The sequence below is a fragment of the Spirosoma gilvum genome, assembly GCF_054776815.1.
Genome location: NZ_BAAHBH010000021.1, coordinates 18,117 through 40,625 on the forward strand (window position 1 = coordinate 18,117; position 22,509 = coordinate 40,625).

At 48.3% G+C, this 22,509-nt stretch carries 19 protein-coding genes; 15 read left to right on the top strand and 4 right to left on the bottom strand.

The genetic code is table 11. From position 1 onward, the window contains the following. Positions 1 to 130: 130 nt before the first annotated feature. The 13 genes from infB (at position 131) to ACYVFD_RS34070 (ending at position 15,112) form a co-directional block, all read left to right on the top strand. A complete protein-coding gene (gene infB / locus ACYVFD_RS34010) occupies positions 131 to 3,595 on the top strand; it encodes a translation initiation factor IF-2 (RefSeq protein ID WP_461095067.1) in 3,465 nt (1,154 codons plus the stop codon). A 251-nt stretch (positions 3,596 to 3,846) separates the two neighbouring features. Continuing rightward, positions 3,847 to 4,200, top strand: a complete 354-nt coding sequence (locus tag ACYVFD_RS34015; RefSeq protein ID WP_461095068.1) for an S-adenosylmethionine decarboxylase family protein — start codon at positions 3,847 to 3,849, stop codon at positions 4,198 to 4,200. A gap of 5 nt (positions 4,201 to 4,205) precedes the next feature. After that, on the top strand, positions 4,206 to 5,495 hold the full coding sequence (locus ACYVFD_RS34020; RefSeq protein WP_461095069.1) for a DUF4178 domain-containing protein: 1,290 nt from the start codon (positions 4,206 to 4,208) through the stop codon (positions 5,493 to 5,495). Next, positions 5,492 to 5,686 carry a hypothetical protein gene (locus ACYVFD_RS34025; protein ID WP_461095070.1) on the top strand — a complete coding sequence of 65 codons (195 nt, stop codon included), beginning with the start codon at positions 5,492 to 5,494 and terminating at the stop codon, positions 5,684 to 5,686. The genes ACYVFD_RS34020 and ACYVFD_RS34025 overlap by 4 nt, the downstream gene beginning before the upstream one ends. Before the next feature lie 13 nt (positions 5,687 to 5,699). After that, positions 5,700 to 5,906, top strand: coding sequence for a DUF350 domain-containing protein (locus ACYVFD_RS34030; protein ID WP_461095072.1), 207 nt, complete (start codon positions 5,700 to 5,702; stop codon positions 5,904 to 5,906). Beyond that, entirely contained in the window at positions 5,899 to 7,446 is a 1,548-nt protein-coding gene (locus ACYVFD_RS34035; protein ID WP_461095074.1) for a polyamine aminopropyltransferase, read from the top strand. The genes ACYVFD_RS34030 and ACYVFD_RS34035 overlap by 8 nt, the downstream gene beginning before the upstream one ends. Next, positions 7,436 to 9,082, top strand: coding sequence for an FAD-dependent oxidoreductase (locus ACYVFD_RS34040; RefSeq protein WP_461095076.1), 1,647 nt, complete (start codon positions 7,436 to 7,438; stop codon positions 9,080 to 9,082). Before ACYVFD_RS34035 ends, ACYVFD_RS34040 begins: the two co-directional genes overlap by 11 nt. Further along, positions 9,079 to 10,128, top strand: coding sequence for a hypothetical protein (locus ACYVFD_RS34045; protein ID WP_461095077.1), 1,050 nt, complete (start codon positions 9,079 to 9,081; stop codon positions 10,126 to 10,128). Before ACYVFD_RS34040 ends, ACYVFD_RS34045 begins: the two co-directional genes overlap by 4 nt. Beyond that, positions 10,125 to 10,829, top strand: coding sequence for a metallophosphoesterase (locus tag ACYVFD_RS34050; protein ID WP_461095078.1), 705 nt, complete (start codon positions 10,125 to 10,127; stop codon positions 10,827 to 10,829). Before ACYVFD_RS34045 ends, ACYVFD_RS34050 begins: the two co-directional genes overlap by 4 nt. A gap of 201 nt (positions 10,830 to 11,030) precedes the next feature. After that, positions 11,031 to 13,130, top strand: a complete 2,100-nt coding sequence (locus ACYVFD_RS34055; protein ID WP_461095080.1) for a BatA domain-containing protein — start codon at positions 11,031 to 11,033, stop codon at positions 13,128 to 13,130. Positions 13,131 to 13,173: 43 nt separating this feature from the next. Next, positions 13,174 to 13,839: an SGNH/GDSL hydrolase family protein gene (locus ACYVFD_RS34060; protein ID WP_461095081.1), complete on the top strand. Its 666-nt coding sequence runs from the start codon at positions 13,174 to 13,176 to the stop codon at positions 13,837 to 13,839. Positions 13,840 to 14,095: 256 nt separating this feature from the next. Beyond that, positions 14,096 to 14,611, top strand: coding sequence for an inorganic diphosphatase (locus ACYVFD_RS34065; RefSeq protein ID WP_461095083.1), 516 nt, complete (start codon positions 14,096 to 14,098; stop codon positions 14,609 to 14,611). A gap of 6 nt (positions 14,612 to 14,617) precedes the next feature. Continuing rightward, positions 14,618 to 15,112, top strand: a complete 495-nt coding sequence (locus ACYVFD_RS34070) for a DUF421 domain-containing protein (RefSeq protein ID WP_461095084.1) — start codon at positions 14,618 to 14,620, stop codon at positions 15,110 to 15,112. Positions 15,113 to 15,180: 68 nt separating this feature from the next. Here ACYVFD_RS34070 and ACYVFD_RS34075 read toward each other — a convergent pair whose 3' ends face one another. From ACYVFD_RS34075 to ACYVFD_RS34085, 3 genes are all read right to left on the bottom strand, one after another. Then, positions 15,181 to 16,665, bottom strand: coding sequence for a DEAD/DEAH box helicase (locus ACYVFD_RS34075; protein WP_461095085.1), 1,485 nt, complete (start codon positions 16,663 to 16,665; stop codon positions 15,181 to 15,183). 132 nt (positions 16,666 to 16,797) lie between these two features. Further along, positions 16,798 to 17,571 (bottom strand): SDR family NAD(P)-dependent oxidoreductase, encoded by a 774-nt coding sequence (locus tag ACYVFD_RS34080; protein WP_461095086.1) that lies wholly within the window; start codon positions 17,569 to 17,571, stop codon positions 16,798 to 16,800. Between the two features lie 91 nt (positions 17,572 to 17,662). Further along, positions 17,663 to 18,478, bottom strand: a complete 816-nt coding sequence (locus tag ACYVFD_RS34085) for a phytanoyl-CoA dioxygenase family protein (protein ID WP_461095087.1) — start codon at positions 18,476 to 18,478, stop codon at positions 17,663 to 17,665. A gap of 179 nt (positions 18,479 to 18,657) precedes the next feature. Between ACYVFD_RS34085 and ACYVFD_RS34090 the strand changes: the two genes are divergently transcribed. After that, positions 18,658 to 19,797 carry a BamA/TamA family outer membrane protein gene (locus ACYVFD_RS34090; RefSeq protein WP_461095088.1) on the top strand — a complete coding sequence of 380 codons (1,140 nt, stop codon included), beginning with the start codon at positions 18,658 to 18,660 and terminating at the stop codon, positions 19,795 to 19,797. Positions 19,798 to 19,876: 79 nt separating this feature from the next. On the opposite strand, the gene ACYVFD_RS34095 is transcribed toward ACYVFD_RS34090, so the two are convergent. Continuing rightward, positions 19,877 to 21,085: an aspartate aminotransferase family protein gene (locus ACYVFD_RS34095; RefSeq protein ID WP_461095089.1), complete on the bottom strand. Its 1,209-nt coding sequence runs from the start codon at positions 21,083 to 21,085 to the stop codon at positions 19,877 to 19,879. 43 nt (positions 21,086 to 21,128) lie between these two features. Between ACYVFD_RS34095 and ACYVFD_RS34100 the strand changes: the two genes are divergently transcribed. Continuing rightward, the gene (locus ACYVFD_RS34100) at positions 21,129 to 22,325 is read left to right on the top strand and encodes a hypothetical protein (RefSeq protein ID WP_461095091.1); all 1,197 of its coding nucleotides are present in this window, start codon (positions 21,129 to 21,131) and stop codon (positions 22,323 to 22,325) included. The last annotated feature ends 184 nt before the right edge of the window (positions 22,326 to 22,509 follow it).

A 22,509-nucleotide genomic window follows, 5' to 3' on the forward strand; every position in this document is an offset into this window, starting at 1 on the left:
AGATAGTAGTGAATCCGTGTTCATTTTTCATTATTCATTGTACATTCTTAAAATAAGGGATTTTAATTCCCGTAACTATTGTTCATACCATAGGAACAACCATTAAATTTGCCGAATATAGACCGAACGTATGGCAGAAGAAAAGTCAATGCGCCTGAGCCAAGTGGCAAAAATTCTCAACAAAGGGCTTTCCTCTGTTGCGAGTAGTCTGTCTGCCAAAGGGTTTAAGGTTGAAGTAAATCCTAACACCAAAATCAACATGGAACAGTTGGAGGTGTTAGCGAAAGAGTACAAATCAACGGAACTCCTGAACGGAGCTCGCCGGACCGAATCGTCGGTTACCGTTGCCGAGCCACCGCGTTCTCGGGAGGAGGATGTCGTTGCCTGGCGTCGTGATGATACCGGACGACCAATTGTCGAAAAGAAACCCGAACCAGCTCCGGCTGAGTTGCCTAAAACTCCAACGGCAGAACCTCGCTCAATGCCACAAACGGCTCAGACAGGTTTGCCAGGATTGAAAGTGGTGGGTAAAATCGATTTGAATCCAAAACCAGCAACTCCGCCTGTGAACCAGGCGAAAGCAACACCACCACAGGAAGTAAAAACACCTGAACCACCGAAACCAGTCGAGAATCGGCCTCAGCCGAGTAGCGTTGTTACGCCTATACCTGAGCCACCGAAACCCGCTGTGGTTCAGCCACAAGCTGAAGTTGTAAAACCTGTAGAGACACCACCAGCCCCAACGCCAGTTGTTGAGGTGAAACCCACTCCAACACCTGTACAAGTGTCTCCGCCAGTCAATACACCAACACCGTCCGCTCCAAAGGAAACTCCCCCTGTCGTTGTAAGCCAGCCGAAACCGCAGCCTGTTCCGGCTCCGCAGGTAAAAGCAGAACCGGAAAAACCCGTTGTTACGCCAGAGCCTCCCAAGGCTACGCCTGCACCGACACCACCTGTACAATCCAAATCAGAGCCTCCACAGGCTAAACCGGCGGTTACTCCTGCTGTGGCAAACGATGATGAGGAGAATGTACCTACCGAAACCATACGGGCAGCCGGTAGCCATCAATTGGGTGGATTGAAAATTCTGGGTAAAATTGAGCTTCCTGTCAATAACCCTCGTCAGGGACAAGGTGGAGGTAATAATAACAATAACGCAGACAAGAAAAAGCGCAAGCGGATTCGTGGTGGGCGTGAAGGAGCATTAGGAAGTACATCTCAACCCCAACAGGGTCAGGGCGGACCAACTAACCGGAATGACCGTGGCCCTCGTGATGGTGATCGGGGACCTGCTAACCGGAATCCAAATGATCGTAACCAGAACGATCGTAATCAGGCAGGTGGACAACGCGATGGCAATCGCCAACCGAACCAGGCGGGTGGACAACGTGATGGCAATCGCCAACCGAATCAGGCGGGTGGACAACGTGATGGAAACCGTCAGCAGAATCAGGCTGGTGGGCAACGCGATGGAAACCGGCCACAAACTCAAAATACGGACACTGACCGTAACCAGTCCAATGCTAATCGCGGAGGAGCCGGACAGGGTCAGGGTCAAACTGCGAATACCAATAACCGCAATCAAGGTGGCGGAGCTGGTGGACGTAATACCAACAATAGCGGTCGTGACCGAGACCAGCGGGGTAATCGTGGAGGCAATGACCGGAATAATAATCGCCGTGAAGCACCTACGCAGGCCGATGTTCGGAAAGCCATTCAGCAGACCAATGCCCGAATGCAGGGCAATACGCCTAATCGGGGAGCCGATCGCCGACGTGACCGCCGGAATCAGCGTGAAGAAGATCGTCGTTTGTTGAACGAACAGGAAGAACTGGAAGCAAAAACGCTGAAAGTGACCGAGTTTGTGTCTGCTAATGACTTGGCATCGCTGATGGATGTGTCGATCAACGACGTTATCTCAGTTTGTCTGAACTTGGGTATGTTCGTGTCGATCAACCAGCGGTTAGATGCCGAAGCGATCACCGTTATTGCCGATGAATTTGGTTATGATGTTCAGTTTGTATCGGCAGAAGATGAAACCGAAGCCGGTATCGATGTTGAAGCCGATGATCCGGGAGATTTACAGCCACGTGCACCAATTGTAACCATCATGGGGCACGTTGACCACGGTAAAACCTCGCTGCTTGACTATATTCGTCGGGCGAAGGTAGCGGCTGGTGAAGCGGGTGGTATTACACAGCACATCGGTGCCTATAGTGTAAAAACCTCCGACGATCGAATGATCACGTTCCTCGATACACCGGGTCACGAAGCTTTTACGGCCATGCGGGCACGGGGAGCTAAAGTAACTGACGTAGTTATCATCGTGATCGCTGCCGACGATAGTGTGATGCCGCAGACTCGTGAGGCTATCAACCACGCACAGGTAGCTGGTGTTCCCATTGTATTTGCTTTCTCGAAAGTAGATAAACCGGGGGCCGATGCTGAGAAAATTCGTACCGAACTGGCAGCCATGAACTTCCTTGTTGAAGAATGGGGCGGTAAATACCAGGCGCAGGAGATTTCGTCGAAATCGGGTATGGGCGTTGACGACTTACTTGAAAAAGTGTTGCTTGAAGCCGAACTGCTCGAGTTAAAAGCGAATCCTGACCGTCGGGCTCTGGGTACAGTGATCGAAGCATCTCTTGATAAAGGCCGTGGATATGTATCGACCGTTCTGGTTGAAAATGGTACGCTTCGTCAGGGCGATATAATGCTCGTAGGCGCTCACTATGGCCGTATTCGGGCGATGACCAACGATCGTGGCGACCGGATTAAAGAGGCTGGTCCATCGACTCCTGTTCAGATTTTAGGTCTGCCAGGTGCTCCGCAGGCAGGAGATAAGTTCAACGTAATGGAAACGGAGCGTGAAGCCCGCGAAATTGCGAACAAACGCGAACAGCTTCTTCGTGAGCAAACCTTACGGACCCGCAAACACATCACCCTGGAAGAGATCGGTCGCCGGAAGGCTATCGGTACCTTCAAAGAGCTGAATGTAATTGTGAAAGGTGACGTGGATGGTTCGGTAGAAGCCCTGTCGGATTCGCTGCTTCAACTCTCGACTGAAGAGGTACAGGTGAACATCATCCACAAAGCTGTGGGGCAGATTTCCGAATCGGATGTACTGCTGGCTTCGGCATCGGATGCGGTCATCGTTGGCTTCCAGGTTCGTCCGTCGTCGAGTGCACGTAGACTGGCTGAGCAGGAGCAGATCGAAATCCGTCTCTACTCGATCATTTACGACGCTATCAACGAGGTGAGAGATGCCATGGAAGGCTTGCTGGCACCAACCGTTGAAGAAGTGATTGTCGGTAATATTGAAGTTCGCGATGTGTTCAAGATCAGTAAAGTAGGTACGGTGGCAGGTTGCTACGTGACCGAGGGTACGATCAAGCGGAACAACAAAATCCGGATTATTCGCGACTTTATCGTAATCCATACCGGCGAAATCAGTGCGCTGAAACGCTTCAAGGACGATGTGAACGAAGTGAAAACAGGCTACGAATGTGGCTTGAGTATCAGAAACTTCAACGACATCGAAGTTGGTGACATAATCGAAAGCTTCGAACTGAAAGAAGTTAAACGTACGCTATAGTCCGAACCGGGATTTATATGATTTAACTGACCGACTTTGATTTAATTGGTAGCTTTCTACGAAAGCAGAATCAAAGTCGGTCAGTTAAATCATATAAATCCCGGTTCAGAATTGCCCCAACAGGTTTTGCCGGTTGGGGCTTTTTTATGCTTGTTAGCCAATCCAATAATCGAATTTCTATTTTTTGAGTAGATTAGCCGAGCCGATCATTTTTTGAGTAGATCGTTCACTGCCGGGCTTAACCTATTCACATGACTGCCTATCGACCAGGCTTGCACGTACTGGCTACCTTCTCGTCTACGGCCGATCAACTGATCGATGCTGTGGGGTGCCAGAAAATTTTCGACCAGTTGATTGAGTCACTTAATCTCTCGAAAGTTGGGGAAGTGTATCATATGTTTCCCAATGGAGGGTTTACGGCTGTTGTCTGCCTGACCGAGTCGCATGTGTCTATTCATACCTGGCCCGAATTAGGGATCGCCACCTTCGACGTATTCCTGTCAAATTATCTGCATGACAATACAGCAAAAGCTCGTCAGTTTTATGATGGAGTAGTGCGTCACTTTTCAGCCACCGAACTTTCTAAACAGGAACTCACCCGATGACTGACATGGCTACCTTCGGCCAGACACCTCCGTCGGCCACGCTTGATTGCCCGAAGTGCCAAACTGAAATTACGTATTACGATGTAGCGGGGAGTTCCTATTATGGGTGCCCGGCTTGTCATGCGTTTTTTTGGTATGAGTTTGAGAATCCACCACAGATTCTGACAGCCTTTTCCATTTCGGCTTCTCCGGTTGTGTTACCGATCGGAACGGAGGGTTATATCAACAACCAGTTTGTTCGGGTGGTTGGCTTTATTCATAAGCGAGAGACCGGGACAACCTACGATTGGGTTGAATACATGCTGTTGCAGAAAGATGGAAGCTACTGTCAACTCTCTGAATATGACGGACATTGGATGCTCATTGAGCCGACAGGAAAGCAGTATCAGGCATACCGTGATCAGTCTTATTATGTACGGGCGGAAGATCGGCAGTATAAACTTTTTAGTCAGTATAAAGCTGAAGTTATCAATGCAGTCGGTGAGTTTGACTGGAATATTCTGGCCGATGAACAATTAGCGATTTCTGAATACATTCAGCCACCTTATATGCTGGTTCACGAACAGGACCAGCAGCGATCCGATTGGTATAAAGCTCGTTATGTAAAACGGGCTGAACTGGCAACGGCCTTTGGCATAACCGAAAAAAGTCTGCCGCAACCTGTTGGGGTAGGGGCAATTGAGCCAAGCGATGCGAATAAGGATGTTTGGAAGGCCACCTGGCGATTTACGAGGCTGACGCTGGTTTTGATTTGTGTGCTCCAGGTTGTTTTGATGATTGCCAGGCCATCGAAAGAATTAGTGAATCAGTCACTCTATACTCAACCCGATTCGGCTGGTGTCAGTAAACCCGTCATTACCTCTACGTTTGAGGTGAATGGACCAACGTCACTGGTCATCGACTTGGCGGCAACTAGCCTCACCAACCACTGGCTTGAGTTAAGTATCAACCTGATCAATGAACAATCGGGCCGGGTGTATGAAGTTTCTAAGTCGCTGGAATTTTATGAAGGGGTGGATGGTGGTGAAAGCTGGACAGAAGGAAGCCGAATCGAAGAGGCTATTCTGTCGCGGGTGCCATCAGGACGATACCACATGAACATCTACCCCGTATCGGAAAAAGATCAGACGATTTCGTATACTGTACGGGTTCGCCAGAACAGAGGACTAGGGTCGAATCTAGTTGTATTTGTTTTATTACTGGCTATTTACCCGATCATACTCGCTTTCCGTCTCGGATCGTTCGAAACCCGGCGGTGGGCTAATAGCAACATTGAAAACGAAGAAACAGAATGAACATCGAGTTTTCAAAAATCAAATTCTACGTTCTGGTGGTACTGGTCGCACTGGGTGTGTTTACATGGGCAGGCTTCACCGGTACGCGTCTGTTAGGCGATGATAACCTGAGTGACGATAAAGACAATAGCTACTACGGAAGCTCGGGGCGTTCCTATGGTTCCAGCCATCGACATTTCTATCACAAATAACCTCTACTCCCACATGGAATATAAGTACATAACCGCATCCGTCGTTTACTCGCTGCTGGGTATTATTATTCTGATCGTCTGTTTTGTGGTGATCGAAAAAATTGCCCCCGAAAACCTCTGGAAAAAAATTGTTGACGAACAAAACGTAGCCCTGGCCATTTTAGCGGCTGCGTTTATGATTGCGGTGGCCATAATTATCAGTTCGGCCATTCATGGTTAACGCCCGGAAACAGGTACAGTCAACGTCGGAATTGCGTCCATTGCACTGGTTATTGCTGGTGTCGGTGTTTGTCATTGCTACCTGCGGACTCATCTATGAGCTGGTAGCAGGAACTTTGGCGAGCTATTTATTAGGTGATTCCGTTACGCAGTTTTCAACGATCATTGGGGTGTACCTTTTTTCGATGGGCATTGGTTCCTGGCTCTCGAAGTACCTAGACGGGAATCTATTAAAATGGTTTATTCAGATTGAGGTTCTGGTAGGGCTGGTAGGTGGTTTTAGTGCGCCGTTGCTATTTGTCTTATTTGAACAGGTTGCCTCCTTTCGATTGCTGCTTTATCTCCTGGTTGGGCTCACCGGCACCTTGGTCGGACTGGAGATTCCGTTGCTGATGCGCATTCTGGAGAACCAGATTACTTTTAAAGATCTGGTGTCGCGCGTGTTTACCTTCGATTATATCGGCTCGCTGTTGGCTTCGCTCGTATTCCCATTGTGGCTTGTACCCCAATTGGGCCTGATCCGCACGTCGTTGTTTTTTGGCTTGTTAAACGTGGGTGTCGCTGGCTTTCTACTCTATCGATTTACCGAAACGCGACCCTACCGACCTACTTTTGCGGCTGTTTTAGTGCTGAGCATAAGTGGATTAACGGCTGCGTTTGTGTATGCCGAACAAATTATGGCGTATAGCGAAGGGGCTACCTTTCAGGATGCCATCATTTATAGCAAAAGCACGCCCTATCAACGCATTGTGCTGACCCGAAACAATCGTGAATTACGGCTTTATTTGAATGGGAATCTGCAATTTAGCTCGGCCGACGAATACCGCTATCACGAAGCGCTGGTGCATCCGGCGATGCAGGCCCGGCCAACTGCCCGTCGCGTGCTCGTATTGGGTGGGGGCGATGGCCTGGCAGTACGGGAGTTGCTGAAATACCCCGTGATTCAGCAAATACGACTGGTAGATCTGGACCCGGCTATGACTTCTCTATTTCGTCAAAACCCGGTTCTGGTAAAGCTCAATCAACGGTCACTGCTGTCGCCTAAAGTGCAGATTATCAACAGCGATGCCTTTACGTGGGTGCGGCAGGATACAACGCACTATGATGTGGTAGTTGTCGATTTTCCTGATCCCTCCAATTACTCGATTGGAAAATTATACAGTACTACATTCTATGCTGAATTGGAAAAGCGACTGGCCCCAGACGGGCTAATCGTGGTGCAATCTACCTCTCCTTATGTGGCCCGAAAATCGTTCTGGTGCGTTCGGAATACCCTGGCTGCGGTAGGCTTTCAGACGATCCCATATCATACGTATGTTCCCTCGTTTGGTGAATGGGGATACGTGTTAGCCCTTCGAAATAAGCATTGGCGAATTGGAGATTCTCTCCCGAACGGATTGCGTTACGTCAATACCCAAACCCTTCGCGATATGCTATATTTTCCGCCCGATATGGCAGAAATGCCAACGGAGGTGAATAAATTGAACAATCAGGTTCTGGTACAGTCGTTTGAGGAAGAATGGGCGCCCTATGGACAATAATTCCGATTTGACCAACCGTCGTCAGTTTCTGGTGCAGGCTGGCACAGGTGCTGCCGCGCTACTGGTTGGCTCTACTGCTTTGCCTTCCTGCGCACCGGCCCGTTCGGTTAGCCATATTCAGGGACGTATTCTCGGAGCGAATCATCAGGTCGGGCATAAGCTACGGTCAATTGCAGATCTAGCCAAATTGCCGGTTAGCGAGCAAGTTTCAACCGATGTGCTAATTGTGGGCGGTGGTGTTGCCGGTTTGTCGGCTCGTCGGTGGTTGCAGAAGCAGGGAGTTCGGGACGTAATGTTACTGGAAATGGCCTCGCAAACGGGCGGGAATGCAGCTTATGGACAAAACGACGTTTCGGCCTATCCATTAGGTGCTCATTATCTGCCTGTGCCCGATATCCGAAATGAAGAATTGCTCCAGTTTCTTCAGGAGTGCGAGGTGATTACCGGTTATAACGACCAGAAGCTGCCCATTTATAACGACTATTTTCTTTGCCACGATCCGGAGGAGCGTTTGTTTATCAATGGATTATGGCAGGAGGGATTGGTGCCAGATGCTGGTTTGCCGAAAGAAGATAAACAGCAGATCGCTCGTTTTTTTGCGTTAGTAGACCGACTAAAACTAGCCAGAGGAACTGACGGTCGTGATGCCTTCGCCATCCCCCTCGAACAATCGTCGACTGATGATCAATTTCGTTCATTAGATACCCGTTCGTTTGCCAGCTATCTGACTCAGGAAGGCTTTACCTCGCCTTATCTGCGTTGGTACTTGAATTATGGTTGCCGTGACGATTATGGAGCAACGCTTGAGAACACATCGGCCTGGGCGGGGTTGCATTACTTCGCATCGCGTAAAGGAAAAGCAGCCAATGCCAATGCCTCTTCGGTACTGACCTGGCCACAGGGCAACGGCTTTCTGGCCGATCAGTTGCGCGATCAGGCCGATTCGCCGATCCGATCCAACCTGCTGGCCTATGACCTACAGTATAATCAATCAGGCGTAACGGTTCGAGCCTATAATGCATTGACGAATGAAAATCTTGTGCTAAAGGCGAATCGGGTTATACTGGCAACACCGCAATTTATCAGCAACAGATTACTTCAAAAGCTTGCCCCGGAACGTAGTGCTTCGGTAGAATTTCAGTACGCTCCTTGGCTAGTGGCCAATCTGACTGTATCAGGTTTGCCGCAGGGGAGGGGATTACCGCTCTGCTGGGACAATGTGCTGTACAATACGGCGTCGGTCGGGTACATCAACGCCAATCAGCAGGATTTGCGCGACAGCCCCCAAAAAGTAATCACTTACTACAAACCCCTGACCGATACGGAACCCGATTTGGCCCGTCGAACAGCCTATGCAACTCCCTACGAGCAATGGCTTTCTCAAATTCTGGATGAACTGGAGTTGGCCCACCCCGGTGTTACGGCTTATGTGTCGCAGGCCGATGTCTGGTTGTGGGGGCATGGTATGATTGTACCATCACCCAGCTTTATTTGGGGCGACGAACGGCAGAAAGCGGCTCAGCCATTGGCCGACCGTATATTTTTCGCGCATTCCGACCTGAGTGGCATCTCTATTTTTGAGGAAGCCTTTTATCAGGGTATCCGAGCGGCCCGGGAGGTGGTCGATGCCGTATGAACCAACCCTGGATCAAAAACCCCCGTTTCGATGGTGTGTTTATGCTGGCTCCACCATTTGTAGCACTCAGTATTGTGCTGCTATTGCCCGAGCGGTTTCGTACTACCGACGAAATGCCCCTGATCGGCTGGGTACTTTTAGTAATGCTGGTCGATGTGGCCCATGTATATAGTACCTTATTTCGGACCTATGCGAATTCTACACGTTTTCAGAAACAGAGACTACTATTTCTGGCAGTACCCCTGATTTGCTATCTGACGGGAGCAGCCTTGTATACTATGGGTGGGCTTTGGTTCTGGCGAATATTGGCGTATCTGGCAGTCTTCCATTTTGTTCGGCAGCAGTATGGGTTTCTGCGTATTTATAGCCGAACGGAAACAAGCCCTGCCTGGGTGGTTTGGCTTGATACCGTTGTAATTTACGCAGCTACCCTGTATCCTATCCTTTGGTGGCATCTAACTCCCAATCGTCATTTTACCTGGTTTGTGGAGGGCGATTTTATCCAGCATGAAGCCGAAACCTTGAAACGGCTGCTGACCGGATTATATGTTTGTTTACTGATTGGATATGTAGGCAAAGAAGGGTGGCTCTACCGGCAGCGTGCGTGGTTAAATGTACCCCGAAACTTACTAGTTCTGGGAACGGTTGTTTCCTGGTATTTTGGTATCGTTCAGTTTAATGGCGATCTGGCCTTTACGATGCTCAATGTAGTATCTCACGGAGTTCCATACATGGCGCTCATCTGGGTGAGCGATGGGAAAAATGTGTTCCCTGAAAAAAAAACTACTTCTTTTTGGCTGAAATGGGCTTCCAGAAACCGTTGGGTCACTTTTCTTGTTGTACTCATTTTGCTGGCTTATCTTGAAGAAGGTTTGTGGGATGGCTTGATCTGGCGGGAACATGCAACTGTTTTCGGCTGGTTTCAGACACTCCCGGCCGTATCCAACAAGCAATTGATGGCGTTGCTGGTACCCTTACTGGCATTGCCGCAAATGACCCATTACGTGCTGGATGGCTTCATCTGGCGCGGCAAACAGAAATTATGACTATTCTTACCATTAGTGACATTCATGGTCGAACCGTTTGGAAAGAGATCAATACCGCTACCTATGATCGAATTGTTTTTCTAGGCGATTACACCGATAGTTATGTGTTCGATGATGAAACAATTTACAACAACCTGCTCGATATTATTCAGCTAAAACAGAGCCAGCCTGATAAAATCGTATTACTCATTGGAAACCACGATGCGCAGTATATGCATTTTCCGCATTATCGGTGCTCGGGATTTCGGGGATTAGCGCAACCTGCTCTGAGTGAGGTATTTGATGAGTATGGAATGCTATTTCAGATTGCGTATCAACAACGGACGTACCTCTTTACGCACGCAGGTGTAACGAATCGATGGCTGGCCCGGTTGCTGGCGAATACCGATAATCATACACTGACCGTAACACCGGATTATGATCTGGCAGAGTTATTGAACGACGTTCATCAGCGGTCTATGTCTTACAGGAATTTGTTGTTTGAAGTAGGCCCCCGGCGTGGTGGTCATGATCCATCTGGAGGGCCAATCTGGGCGGATCGGTATGAAACTAAGCTTGACTATCTGACTGGTTTTCATCAGGTTGTAGGACATACACCTATAAATGAGTTTACTACATTTGGTGATGCCTACGGGTCGATTACCTATACAGATGTGTTGCAAACCAAAACAGCATTTTACGAAATCACAATCCCTGACTAACTTAGACTCAAAGAAGCGATTGGCTTGGCAAATCTGCTTCCGAAAAAACGAAAGGCCTATGGCGATTCGTTTAAAATAAAGAGATCATTACGTGGTCATTTATCGTCATTGATAGTCATTTATTCTAGTAAGCAACGAATGACCACGAATGACGATAAATGACTACCGAATGACCATGAATGACTTTCCCGTTTCGTCTGAATGAATTTCCTATATCCTACATTCCTGTTTGGCCTGATGGCCGTATCGGTTCCGATAGCCATTCACCTGTTTAATTTCCGACGAACCCGGCGGGTATTTTTTACCAATGTAGCCTTGCTGCGGACGGTTCAGACAGAGACCAAATCATTTCGGCGGCTAAAACACTGGCTTATTCTGGCCTGTCGTTGCTTATTCCTGATTTGTCTGGTGCTGGCGTTCGCGCAACCCTTTATTCCGAGCAAAAATAAACTGGGTTTATCACGGCAGGGCGTTACGAGCTTATACGTCGATAATTCGTTCAGTATGCAGAATGAACGGAATACCAAACGGTACCTCGACATTGCCATCAGCAAACTGGATGAGTTACTTACCCTTTTTCGGAATGCCTCTTCACTGCAATTGATAACCAATGATTTTTCGGCGGCTGAGCAACAGGCCGGTACGGCTGAATCGGTGCGCGACCGGGTTACCTCTATTCGTTTTGCCCATACACCCCGTACACTGGAAACGGTTTATCGTCGGCAGCGAAATCTGCTGAGTTCGCTGAATCCAAGCGGGCGAAATCAGTTGTTTTGGTTTTCTGATTTTCAGAAAAGTACAGTGGGTGATCTGGCAAGGCTGAAGATCGATACGACCGATCGACTGTTTATTGTACCATTGGATGCCCAGTCTACTAAAAACGTATATGTCGACTCGGTCTGGCTTAGCACGCCTTTCATTCGCGAATTGCAGAACAATAGCGTAAATGTCAAACTAAATAACGCAGGTCGGGAAAATGTCAAAAACCTGCCTATCCGACTTTATCTGGACGATACACAAACCTCAACTGCATCGGCTACGCTGGCTCCGGGTGGATCGGTTACGGTAGCGCTTAATTTCAACGTCACGTCGAAAGGATTCCATAAAGGGCGCATCGTCTTCGAAGATTTTCCCATTACGTTCGATAACCAATACTTTTTTGTGATCGAAGCGTCGCCCGCTGTTCGGGTATTACACTTGTTTGAACAAAAAGCCAGTTCGCCTACCCGTTCGACTGATTATGTCGATGCAGTTTACTCAAACGATAGTCTCTTTGTCCGGCGGAGTTTCAATGCGCAGAATTTCGATGTCGGCCAACTGAAAGAAACTGACCTGGTTGTGCTGGAAGGTGTTTCGGACATAAGCGGTACATTACGAACCGAACTGGAACGATTTGTCCGGCAGGGGGGAAGCCTGACGATCATTCCGCCCATAAATCCTAACGCAGCTTCATACGAGCCTTTCCTGCGGACACTGGGTATCGGCAGCATTCAGGTAACGGCATCGACTGGTGGGACGCCATCCCCATTGCCCGTGGCCGACCCGGACCGACGAAACCCGTTCTTTATCGATGTATTTCAGCAGAGTTACCAATCTGACCGATTGAATATGCCGATGGCAGCTCCGGTCTGGCGGTGGAGTTCGGGCGATCGACTACTAAGCCTACGCGATGGAAGCCCCTTACTGACACGTACAACGGTTGGTGGGCAGGGGGCTCGTCAGGGAAGTGTTTATGTGCTGGCTAATCCACTGTCGTCGGCTTATGGTAATCTGGCCGAACACGCCCTGTTTGTGCCTGTCATGTATAAAATGGCTGCGATGAGCGTTCGCCCCCAACGGACGGCCTATTCCTTCGGCGATAATCTGATTACCATTCCCGTGGCGAATCCGTCTGAAAAGACGGTTTATAAACTGAAACATGATAAGCTTGAAATCATTCCGATCCAGCGCGTTGTTGGCAATCAACTATTGCTCGAAATGCCGAAGAGCAACGAACTGGCGGCCGGACAGGAAGTAGAAGCAGGTTATTATGCGCTACAACTGGATGGGAAAACTGAGCGGTTGCTGGCCTTTAATCATGGTAACCAGGAGTCATCGATGGACTTTTATTCGGCCGACGAGTTACGCCGTACGTTTGGCAGCCAGCCCAATGTAGAGGTATTCGACAGTATTCAGGATGGGGATTTTGTGCAGGTACTGGAACAGGAAAATCTGGGCAAAAGTCTCTGGAAATATTTTCTGCTGGCTGCCTTAGGCTTCCTGCTGCTCGAAGCAGGGCTGGTGCGATTTATGAAAGGGTAGAAAGGTTTCAGGTAAATTTGCGCTTCCGCTATCTTTGCTGACTATGAAAACACTCTTTCGCTTTTTTGTGATGCTAGTAGCCGTTGGCTTGCTGGCTATGACGGTTGCTAAGCCAACTCGCGTCGTTTTTTTCGGTGATTCCATCACCCAGGCCGGTATCAAGCCCGGCGGCTATATCGATAAGTTGAAAACCATGCTCCCAGCCGATCAATATGAATTGATTGGGGCAGGTATCGGAGGAAATAAAATTTATGACCTGTTCCTGCGTATGGACGACGACGTGATCGCCCAAAAGCCCGATGTCGTCGTAATTTGGGTTGGAGTCAATGACGTCTGGCATAAAGCCACATCAGGTACCGGCACTGATCCTGATAAGTTTATCAAATTTTACGAAGCGGTTGTCAAAAAGTTACAGGCAGCTAATATTCGGGTGGTCTTGTGTACACCAGCCGCCATTGGCGAAAAAACAGACATGACCAACCAGCAGGATGGCGATCTGAATCAGTATAGCCAGTTTATTCGTAATATCGCTAAACAATCTAATCTTCCATTGGTCGACCTGCGTAAAGCGTTTCTGGACTATAATCTCAAAAACAATCCCGAAAATAAAGACCGGGGTATCCTGACCACCGACCGCGTCCACCTCAACGATGCGGGCAACCAGTTTGTGGCTGAGCAAATGCAGAAAGTGCTGGCTGCTGCTAAGTAATTACGAATTAATCTTTTTTAGCCGTGCCACAGTTCCAAACTGTGGCACGGCTTTTTTGTGCCTAGTGTAATGCATTTAGGTTTTGTTAATAGACCGTTTGTAGGCAAAATGACTCAATCAACAAACTATTAGGGTATGCTATAGTTATGGGGCTAAGGCGACTTAACAATTTCGTAACATAGGTACAATATGGTTTGAATTAACGTTTCATCCGAAGCGAACCATTGAAGTGACAACCTAGTAAACCGTAATACATATGAAACTTCCGAAGGCATTTGTTGATGAAAAAGCTGGACACGTAAATGTGATCATCGAAACGCCCAAAGGCAGCCGGAATAAATACACCTTCGATCCTGAAACCGAGCTGTTTAAGCTGAAAGGTATACTCCCTGCAGGTACGGCTTTTCCACTTGATTTCGGATTTATACCCGGTACGAAAGCTGATGATGGTGATCCTGTGGATGTATTGGTGCTAACCGAGCAGGAATTGGTATCCGGCTGTTGGCTGGAGTGTCGATTACTTGGGGTACTTGAGGCCGAACAACAGGACAAGGAAGGTAAAACTGAGCGTAATGACCGATTAGTAGCTGTTCCGCTGGTATCGCACGACTACGGACCGATAACAACCATCGACGATATGGGTGAAGAGCGTCTGAACGACATAACCCATTTCTTTGAATACTACAATGCTATGAAGGGCGGGAAATTTAAGCTTAAAGCCTACCATGGCCCTGATAAGGCAATCTCGCTTGTGAAGAAACAAACCACCTGACCGACTATGATGACCGAACTATTTGGCGATTTGCTTCATAAAGACGATCAATTGACCGATGGCCAGATGATATGCCGGGCAGTTGTCGCATTTCTGCTGACTGTTGCGTTGGTACGGTTGGCTGGTCGTCGTTCGTTTGGGATGCGTTCGCCCTTCGATACCGTTATTTCGCTTCTTTTAGGGGCTACGCTTAGCCGGGGTATCGTTGGTGCGTCATCATTTACGGGGGTACTGGGCGCTTGCTTGGCACTGGTTATCCTGCATCGATTACTCGCTTATTTGTGCATCCATAGTCCAGTATTAAGTCGTTTGGTAAGTGGTAGGAATAAGGTACTATACGAAAATGGCCATTTCAATCACAGCAACATGGAGGCTATGCTGGTAAGCGAACAGGATTTGCAGGAAGCCGTCCGGTTAATTGGTCAGAAGTCTACGATAGACGAGGTGAAAGCAATATTAATTGAGCGGAACGGACAGATAAGCGTAGTAAGGAAAGAATAGAACTTCCGGCAACAAAAAGGCCAGTATATCCTAACCTGGGATATACTGGCCTTGTAATGAGAATGTTATTAATAATTCTTATCGGAACCGAAATTTAGAAAGCGGCTGTTTCCGCTCCCACGACCGGGTTTGTTTTCGGGAGCACCCTGTTTCGAATGATGTTGTTTAGTCTCCGAGGGACGTCCGAATGATCGATTTTTATCTCGCTGTCCATCGGGACGATTTCCTTGATTCCGTACCTGATTTTTGTTGTCGGAGGGGTTCTGCTGCCGATTGGTATGGACACTCGGACGTTGGCGCGACTCCTGTTTTGGTTGACTCCCTGATCCATTCGGACGGTTAGCTTGCTGAGCGTTCCGCCGATTTTGCCCCTGACGTTGTGGAGGAGCAGGTGTTACTGCGGCTGTGGCAACATCGAGCACATAAGGATGGTCCGTAACGACGGGAACATTTTTGCCAATCAACTTATGAATGTCTTTCAGATAGGCCGTTTCTTCAGCATCACAAAACGACAAGGCAATGCCATCGTGCCCCGCCCGACCTGTTCGGCCAATGCGGTGGACATAGGTTTCCGGGATGTTGGGCAGTTCGTAGTTGATTACGTGCGAAAGCTCATCCACATCAATACCACGGGCCGCAATATCCGTAGCGACTAATACTCTTGTTTCGCGGCTTTTGAAATTTGAAAGAGCACGCTGACGAGCATTCTGTGATTTATTCCCATGAATGGCTTCGGCCTGAATTCCCGCTTTCAGCAAATCTTTGGCGACCCGATCAGCACCGTGCTTGGTACGGGCAAAAACCAGCGCCGACCGGATGTTGCGGTCGTTCAGGATATGAACCAACAACTTTCGCTTGTCTTCTTTACCCACAAAATACATTGCCTGCTGAATGGTATCGGCTGTCGATGAAACCGGCGTTACCTCAACTTTGGCTGGATTGTGCAAAATCGTGTCGGCCAGTTTCGCTACATCAGGGGGCATTGTGGCCGAGAAAAACAGCGATTGACGACGTTCGGGCAAACGCACAATAACTTTTTTGACATCGTGAATAAAGCCCATATCGAGCATACGGTCGGCTTCGTCGAGAACAAAAAACTGAACATCACGAAGGTTGATAAAGCCCTGGTTCATCAGGTCAAGCAGACGGCCGGGGGTAGCGATCAATACATCGATGCCGGCTTTTAAGGCATTAACCTGAGCATGTTGCGAAACCCCACCAAAAATTACCGTATGACGTAGATCGAGGTGACGGCCGTAGGCGGTGAAGCTTTCGGCAATCTGTATGGCCAACTCGCGGGTTGGGGTCAGGACCAGTGTTTTGATGCGTCGGGGTGTTTTCGGATTTTTCGCTCGTTCCTCATTAAGTAACTGCAAAATGGGAATCGCAAAAGCGGCTGTTTTACCCGTGCCGGTTTGCGCACAGCCCAATAAATCACGGCGGCCCAGCAAGATGGGGATAGCTTGTTCCTGAATGGGGGTTGGGGTGGTGTATCCTTCCTCGGCAAGTGCTGTAAGGATAGGATCTATTATTGATAAATCGGAAAATTGCATGTAATGGTTGGACGTCGGCAGGCAATAAATCCGGGTTTATGGAAAGTTAGCATCCAGCGTCTTGATATAGTTATATGTCTACAACTACGATGTAACAAATAAAGTGCCATTTACTGGCGAAATGCAAAATGACTACTCGTAAATACTGCCAGCCGTCTTTTCAACTAGCCCTTTAGGAAGTAGCCAGGCCATAAATTTACCCGCTTTATTCAGGAGGCCCGTTACTAGTTCCGTTTGCCCTGCTAAGGTTGCCGAAACAGCTTGACGAGCCACTTCCTGGGGCGTCATGTTTACTTTTTCGGCGGCTTTTCGACCTTTCTCACCAATTTGAGCACGATCAACGAAGTTGGTATCTGTAGACCCAGGACAGACACAGGTAACTGATACCGATGAGCGTTTTAACTCCTGATGAAGGCCCCGGCTAAATTGGAGGACAAACGCTTTTGAGGCAGAATACAGACTCAGGCCTGGTACGGCCTGATAAGCAGCCGAACTACCAATGTTCAGAATATAAGCTTTGGGCTGTTGCCGGAGTACAGGCAGAAACAGATAAGTCAGCTCTACAAGAACCGTCATGTTGACCGCCATCATGTCCGTATGCTCGTTAAGCGGGTGCTTTTCGAAGGGGCCACTTAGTCCATAGCCTGCATTGTTGACCAGCATCTGAACTGTATAGCCCTTCTGCTGACACCAGGTATATACCTGTTGAGCCGCTCCGGTTGCGGCCAGGTCTACTGCCAGGAAATCGGTTTTGATTGTATGTTCACTGGCGAGCTGACCAGCAGCTTCCCGTAGCAATGTTTCGGAGCGAGCTACCAGTAAAAGGTCAAATTTTTGACGGGCCAATTCGGTAGCAATGGCTAAGCCAATGCCCCGGCTAGCTCCAGTAATAAGGGCGTAGGCCATAAAAAAGGGAGGAAAGAAAAAAGGAGAAGGGAAAAGGGAAGAAGCCTTACGTCGGTTTCTTTCTCCTTTTTCCCTTCTCCCTTCTCCTGTCTTAAATATTGACTTTCGAAATAAAACGGTGATAGAACGGCGTTTTGCTGTTCTCGTCCTTAGGCATGTATTTGCCCGTTACAACCGGAACGTACATCACCCGCCGACGGCTGGCTTCACCGAAATAAGGCGATTGCTGTGCCCGGTGCCAGAGCCGACCGTCGTGTACCGACAGGTCACCCGCATTGATGTCGAAGCCAACTTCATGTTTGTCGGGTTCGTTGTCGACGAAATACTTTTTGCGGAACAGCATCTTTAAAATTCCCTGCTTGTGTGTGCCTGGAATTACCCGAAGGCCACCGTTTTCATAGGGAGTAGCATTCAGGTGGATGCCTACGTTGAGCATCGGCATGATGCGCTGGCCGAGGAAAATGTCGCGGGGGCTATCGGTATGCCAACCCATCTGCGAGAACTTACTGTTGGGCGTACGAACGTAGTGGTTCAGAATAAGTCCGTCTTTTTCGATTTCAGCAATACGTCCTTCGTAGGGCTGAAGCAGGTCGACAACAGCCTGAAGACGAGGGTCCTGTAAAAATTCATGAAGGGCAGTACTATGCTGCGAGAGGAAGCACATGCGCTGAATCATGGAATTGCCTTCCTCATCCTTACCAAATTTTAACGGAACACCATTTACCTTATCTCGTCCTTCGTCAAGCCATTGTTTTTCGATTCGCTCCGTTTCACTGATAAAAAGTTTAACTGTTTCGGGTTCAATGAAGTTACGGAATACAATGACACCATATTTGTTGAAGAACTGGCGTTGTTCCGGTGTAATAGATTCGCCCAATGTAAAAGGCGGTAAGTTTAATTTGCTCATATCGGTGGTTTACTAATCGGAGGTTCCGTAGTTGATGCCAACCCGTCGGCTGCCCCCCTATTGAACGGGTGCAGACTGTATCGGTGAATAAAAGCCCAAATCTACGAAATTTACAATTTTAGGATTACTTTGCCGCAATTTAATTAATGCGAGTTTAATTAACGGTTAATTCGTTTACAGTGTCAATTTTACTTGATAAAAGGTTGGTATTGCTGTTAATCAGTCAATTATTGGGCCTAGGGCAACTTATTCAGGCGCAGCCCGACACCATTCGTGTTCCGCGTGAACCCATTCCCAGTCAGCTAATCCGAACGCGAAATACGCTGATTTTGCCCTTAGTAGCCCGTTCCATCGAAACAGACTGGTCTTTTGGGCTGGCGGGTTCATTCACGTTTCGATTCAATAAACACGATACCCTCACCCGTACATCAAACACGCAGGCACTGGCATTATACTCCCTTCGAAAGCAATTTATTGCGGCTGTGAATGGAACAACTTATTTTCCGGGCGAACGAATTATCCTAAATCACCAATTGTCCTATAGCTATTTTCCCGACAAATTTTGGGGACTTGGGAAAGATGCGCCCGACGAGCATGTTGAACCCTACATCTTCAAGCAATATTACATTTACCTGCATTTTCAGCGGAAGCTTAAAGAACGCGTTTTTGCCGGACTGATTTATGAGTATCAGCGATTACTGGATGTTGATTATCAGGCGGGTGGTCTTTTCGATCAATTGGCGGTTATTGGTCGTCAACCCTATCACATCTCCGGAGCCGGGTTAAGTCTGACCTACGACTCGCGGAATAATGCATTTGCTCCTGATCGGGGAGGATTTTTACAGGTGTACTTCAATCACTTCAATCCGGTGTTTGGCTCAAATTTTCGATATACCAACTACGTCATTGATTTTCGGCGTTTTCTTCGAATTTATCGACAACAGGTGCTGGCCATTCAAGCCTACGGGTTCTTTAATAGAGGGGATACGCCCTTGCGGAGTTTAGCCAGCTTTGGTGGGTCTAATAGCATGCGGGGGTTTTACGATGGTCGCTACCGCAGCGAAGATCAGATTGTGGCTCAGGCGGAGTATCGGGTCCCCTTATTCTGGCGATTGGGTGCGGTCGGATTTTTTGGCGTTGGCAATGTAGGCGATAACCTGCGGGAATTGAATTTTCAGGAACTTAAATACTCCTTTGGGGGAGGTCTCCGCCTGTCGCTGAATCAGAAAGAACGGCTAAACCTTCGTATCGACTACGGTTGGGGCATTGGCCAAAGCGTATCGAACGGCTTGTATTTTCAGCTAGGCGAAGCGTTTTAATTGGTATTGTCAGGTATGGTCAAGAGTAGTCAAGTATTGTCAGGAATCGTTACGTATTACCCCTAACCACCTTTGACCATCACTTGACCTTTTCAATTGCTTGCAGAATTACCCCACACGCTTCCCGGATTTGTTCTTCCGTAATGAGTAGAGGAGGAGCTATCCGCATGGAATTGTTACAGAACAGGAACCAGTCGGTGATGACGCCCAGTCCCTTTTGACTGCTTTCAATAGCACGGTCGATGATGGGTTTTAAAATCTCGAATGAATCGAATTCAACGGCCAGCATCAGCCCTTTTCCGCGTATTTCCCGGATGCTCGGATGACTGAGCAACTGCCTGAACAACTGGCCTTTGGCTTCCGCCTGATCGTGTAATTTTTGTTCCTGGATGACCTGCAACGTGGCCAGTGATGAAGCGCATGATACAGGGTGCCCGCCAAATGTTGTAATATGCCCCAGAATCGGATTGGTCTTAAACACGCTCATCAGATCGGACGAACTAATGAAGGCGCCAATGGGCATACCTCCGCCCATTCCTTTGGCGCAGAGTAGAATGTCGGGTATAACCGAAACGCCCTCAAATGCCCAGAAGGTACCCGTACGCCCGTAACCAGTCTGAATCTCATCGAAAATCAATAAGGTTCCCGTCTCATTGCAGCGTTGGCGAAGCGCCTGGAAATAGGCGGCTTCCGGCACGCGGATACCCGCTTCGCCCGCAACCACTTCGATGATTACGGCAGCCGTACGATTCGTAATTTGATCAAGATCAGTCGGATTGCCGTGTCGAATATGCCGAATATCGGGTAGGAGAGGACGGAAGTTTCGTTTAAAATTTTCATCACCGGAAAGCGAAAGAGCTCCCTGGGTTGAGCCGTGATAGGCGTTGAAACAGCTAATGATTTCGCTCCGGCCGGTATACCGTTTAGCCAGTTTCATAGCTCCTTCAACCGCTTCGGTCCCCGAATTGGTAAAGTACACATTGTTCAGGCTTGGGGGTAATGTTTGGGCCAGTGCGTGCGCCAGTTGGGTTTGGGACGTCTGGATATATTCGCCATATACCATCAGGTGCATATACTTATCCAACTGCTGCTGAATGGCTTCCAGAACACGCGGATGCCGATGTCCAACGTTACTCACCCCAATGCCCGAAATGAGGTCTATATAGCGTTTGCCGCTGGTTTCGTATAAATAAATGCCTTCAGCCCGGTCGATTTCCAACCCTAACGGGAAATCGGAGGTCTGAGCTATGTGCTGGAAAAATAATTGTCGGTGAGTAACCGTTTGCATAAAAAATATCAACGCCAATTCTTCAACCTTAACGTCATCAATCGTGAAAACAGTTCTCCTCGTTCTGCTCTTTTGCCCATTTATCCTACAGGCGCAACTTATTAAAATAACGCCAGAAGATACTTATCGAAAACATTCCTACCTGATGCTTCGCGATGGTTCGGTCGTACGGGGGCAGATTGTCCGACAGGATAGTTCGATCATCAGTGTTCGGGTTCGGGGTGGTGATCTATCCTATGTTGAGGCCGATCAGGTAGTGAAAATAGTAGCTGATCGGCCGAAAGAAGAGGAAATGGAGCGGAATGATCGAATTGCTTCGGCAGTCTTTTTGCTCAAGGATGGCACTCGGCTGCCCGGCACATTTGTGAAGAAAAATGAGACCATGATTACCGTTCGAAAAGCGAATGGTCAGTTAACATATTTTGAACCAGAACTGCTCGTACGGGTCGATACCGTATGGAATGAAGGCGACGCGGTAAATGGATCAGACCAAACGGGCTATGTTAATCGGTTCTCACCGTTTATGTTGTTGAATCCTACTGCGATTAACGCTGAGAAAGGTCGGTTTTATTACCGCAACACCTGGCTATACAACGAGTTTGATTACGGCATTACCAAATTCTGGAGTGTTGGAGCAAGTTTTGCCACACCGATCCCTTTTCTGACTCTGGAGGCCGATGCGCCGTTTGCCTACGATGGCTTCCTGACCACCAGTTCTAGGTTATTTACCAAACTAAGCGTATCCCTCAGTGACAAAATTCGACTGGGCGCCAATGTTATCTACCAGGATAAAAGTATTTATGGCTATTATACAAGGGGGCCATTGACGTTCAATGTGTTGGCAACCTTTGGCAGTACCCAGCGAAATGTAACAGCAGGATTTGGGCTGATCGATTATGGTAAGTATCGGTATTATTATGCTACGCCGATGTCTTCGCCAAACTATTTTAGTGTACCCATTGATAATCAGCTCTATATAACGTTGGGCTTTATGCAGAAGGTATTACCTGGACTAACACTGATCAGCGACAATCGTATCAATTTAGGAGACTTCCACTATTATCCAAACGACTTGGGCGAGCGGGTATCCTTATCGTTTGCGTTCCGGATCGATCGACGTCGGCATGCCTTCGACCTCGGATTTTACACGCAGATTTTCAGGAATGGACTAGACTATAAGGAACTGCCCATACGTGGGTTGCCTTATCTAAGCTACAACCTTTTGATTGGGCATGAGTAGGTAGATGCGATTCTGGCATTTCGTTTGTACGGTCTAAATAGAAATCAGCCATTCCTTCGAGTTATTCGAAGTCGATACATCTATTTCCGCTAATTTCGCCGTTATAGATCCGACAATCCATTCATTCATGACCCGTAACCCATCCGATTTGCCTCCTTTTGTTCGCTCCTGGCCTCAGCTCTAT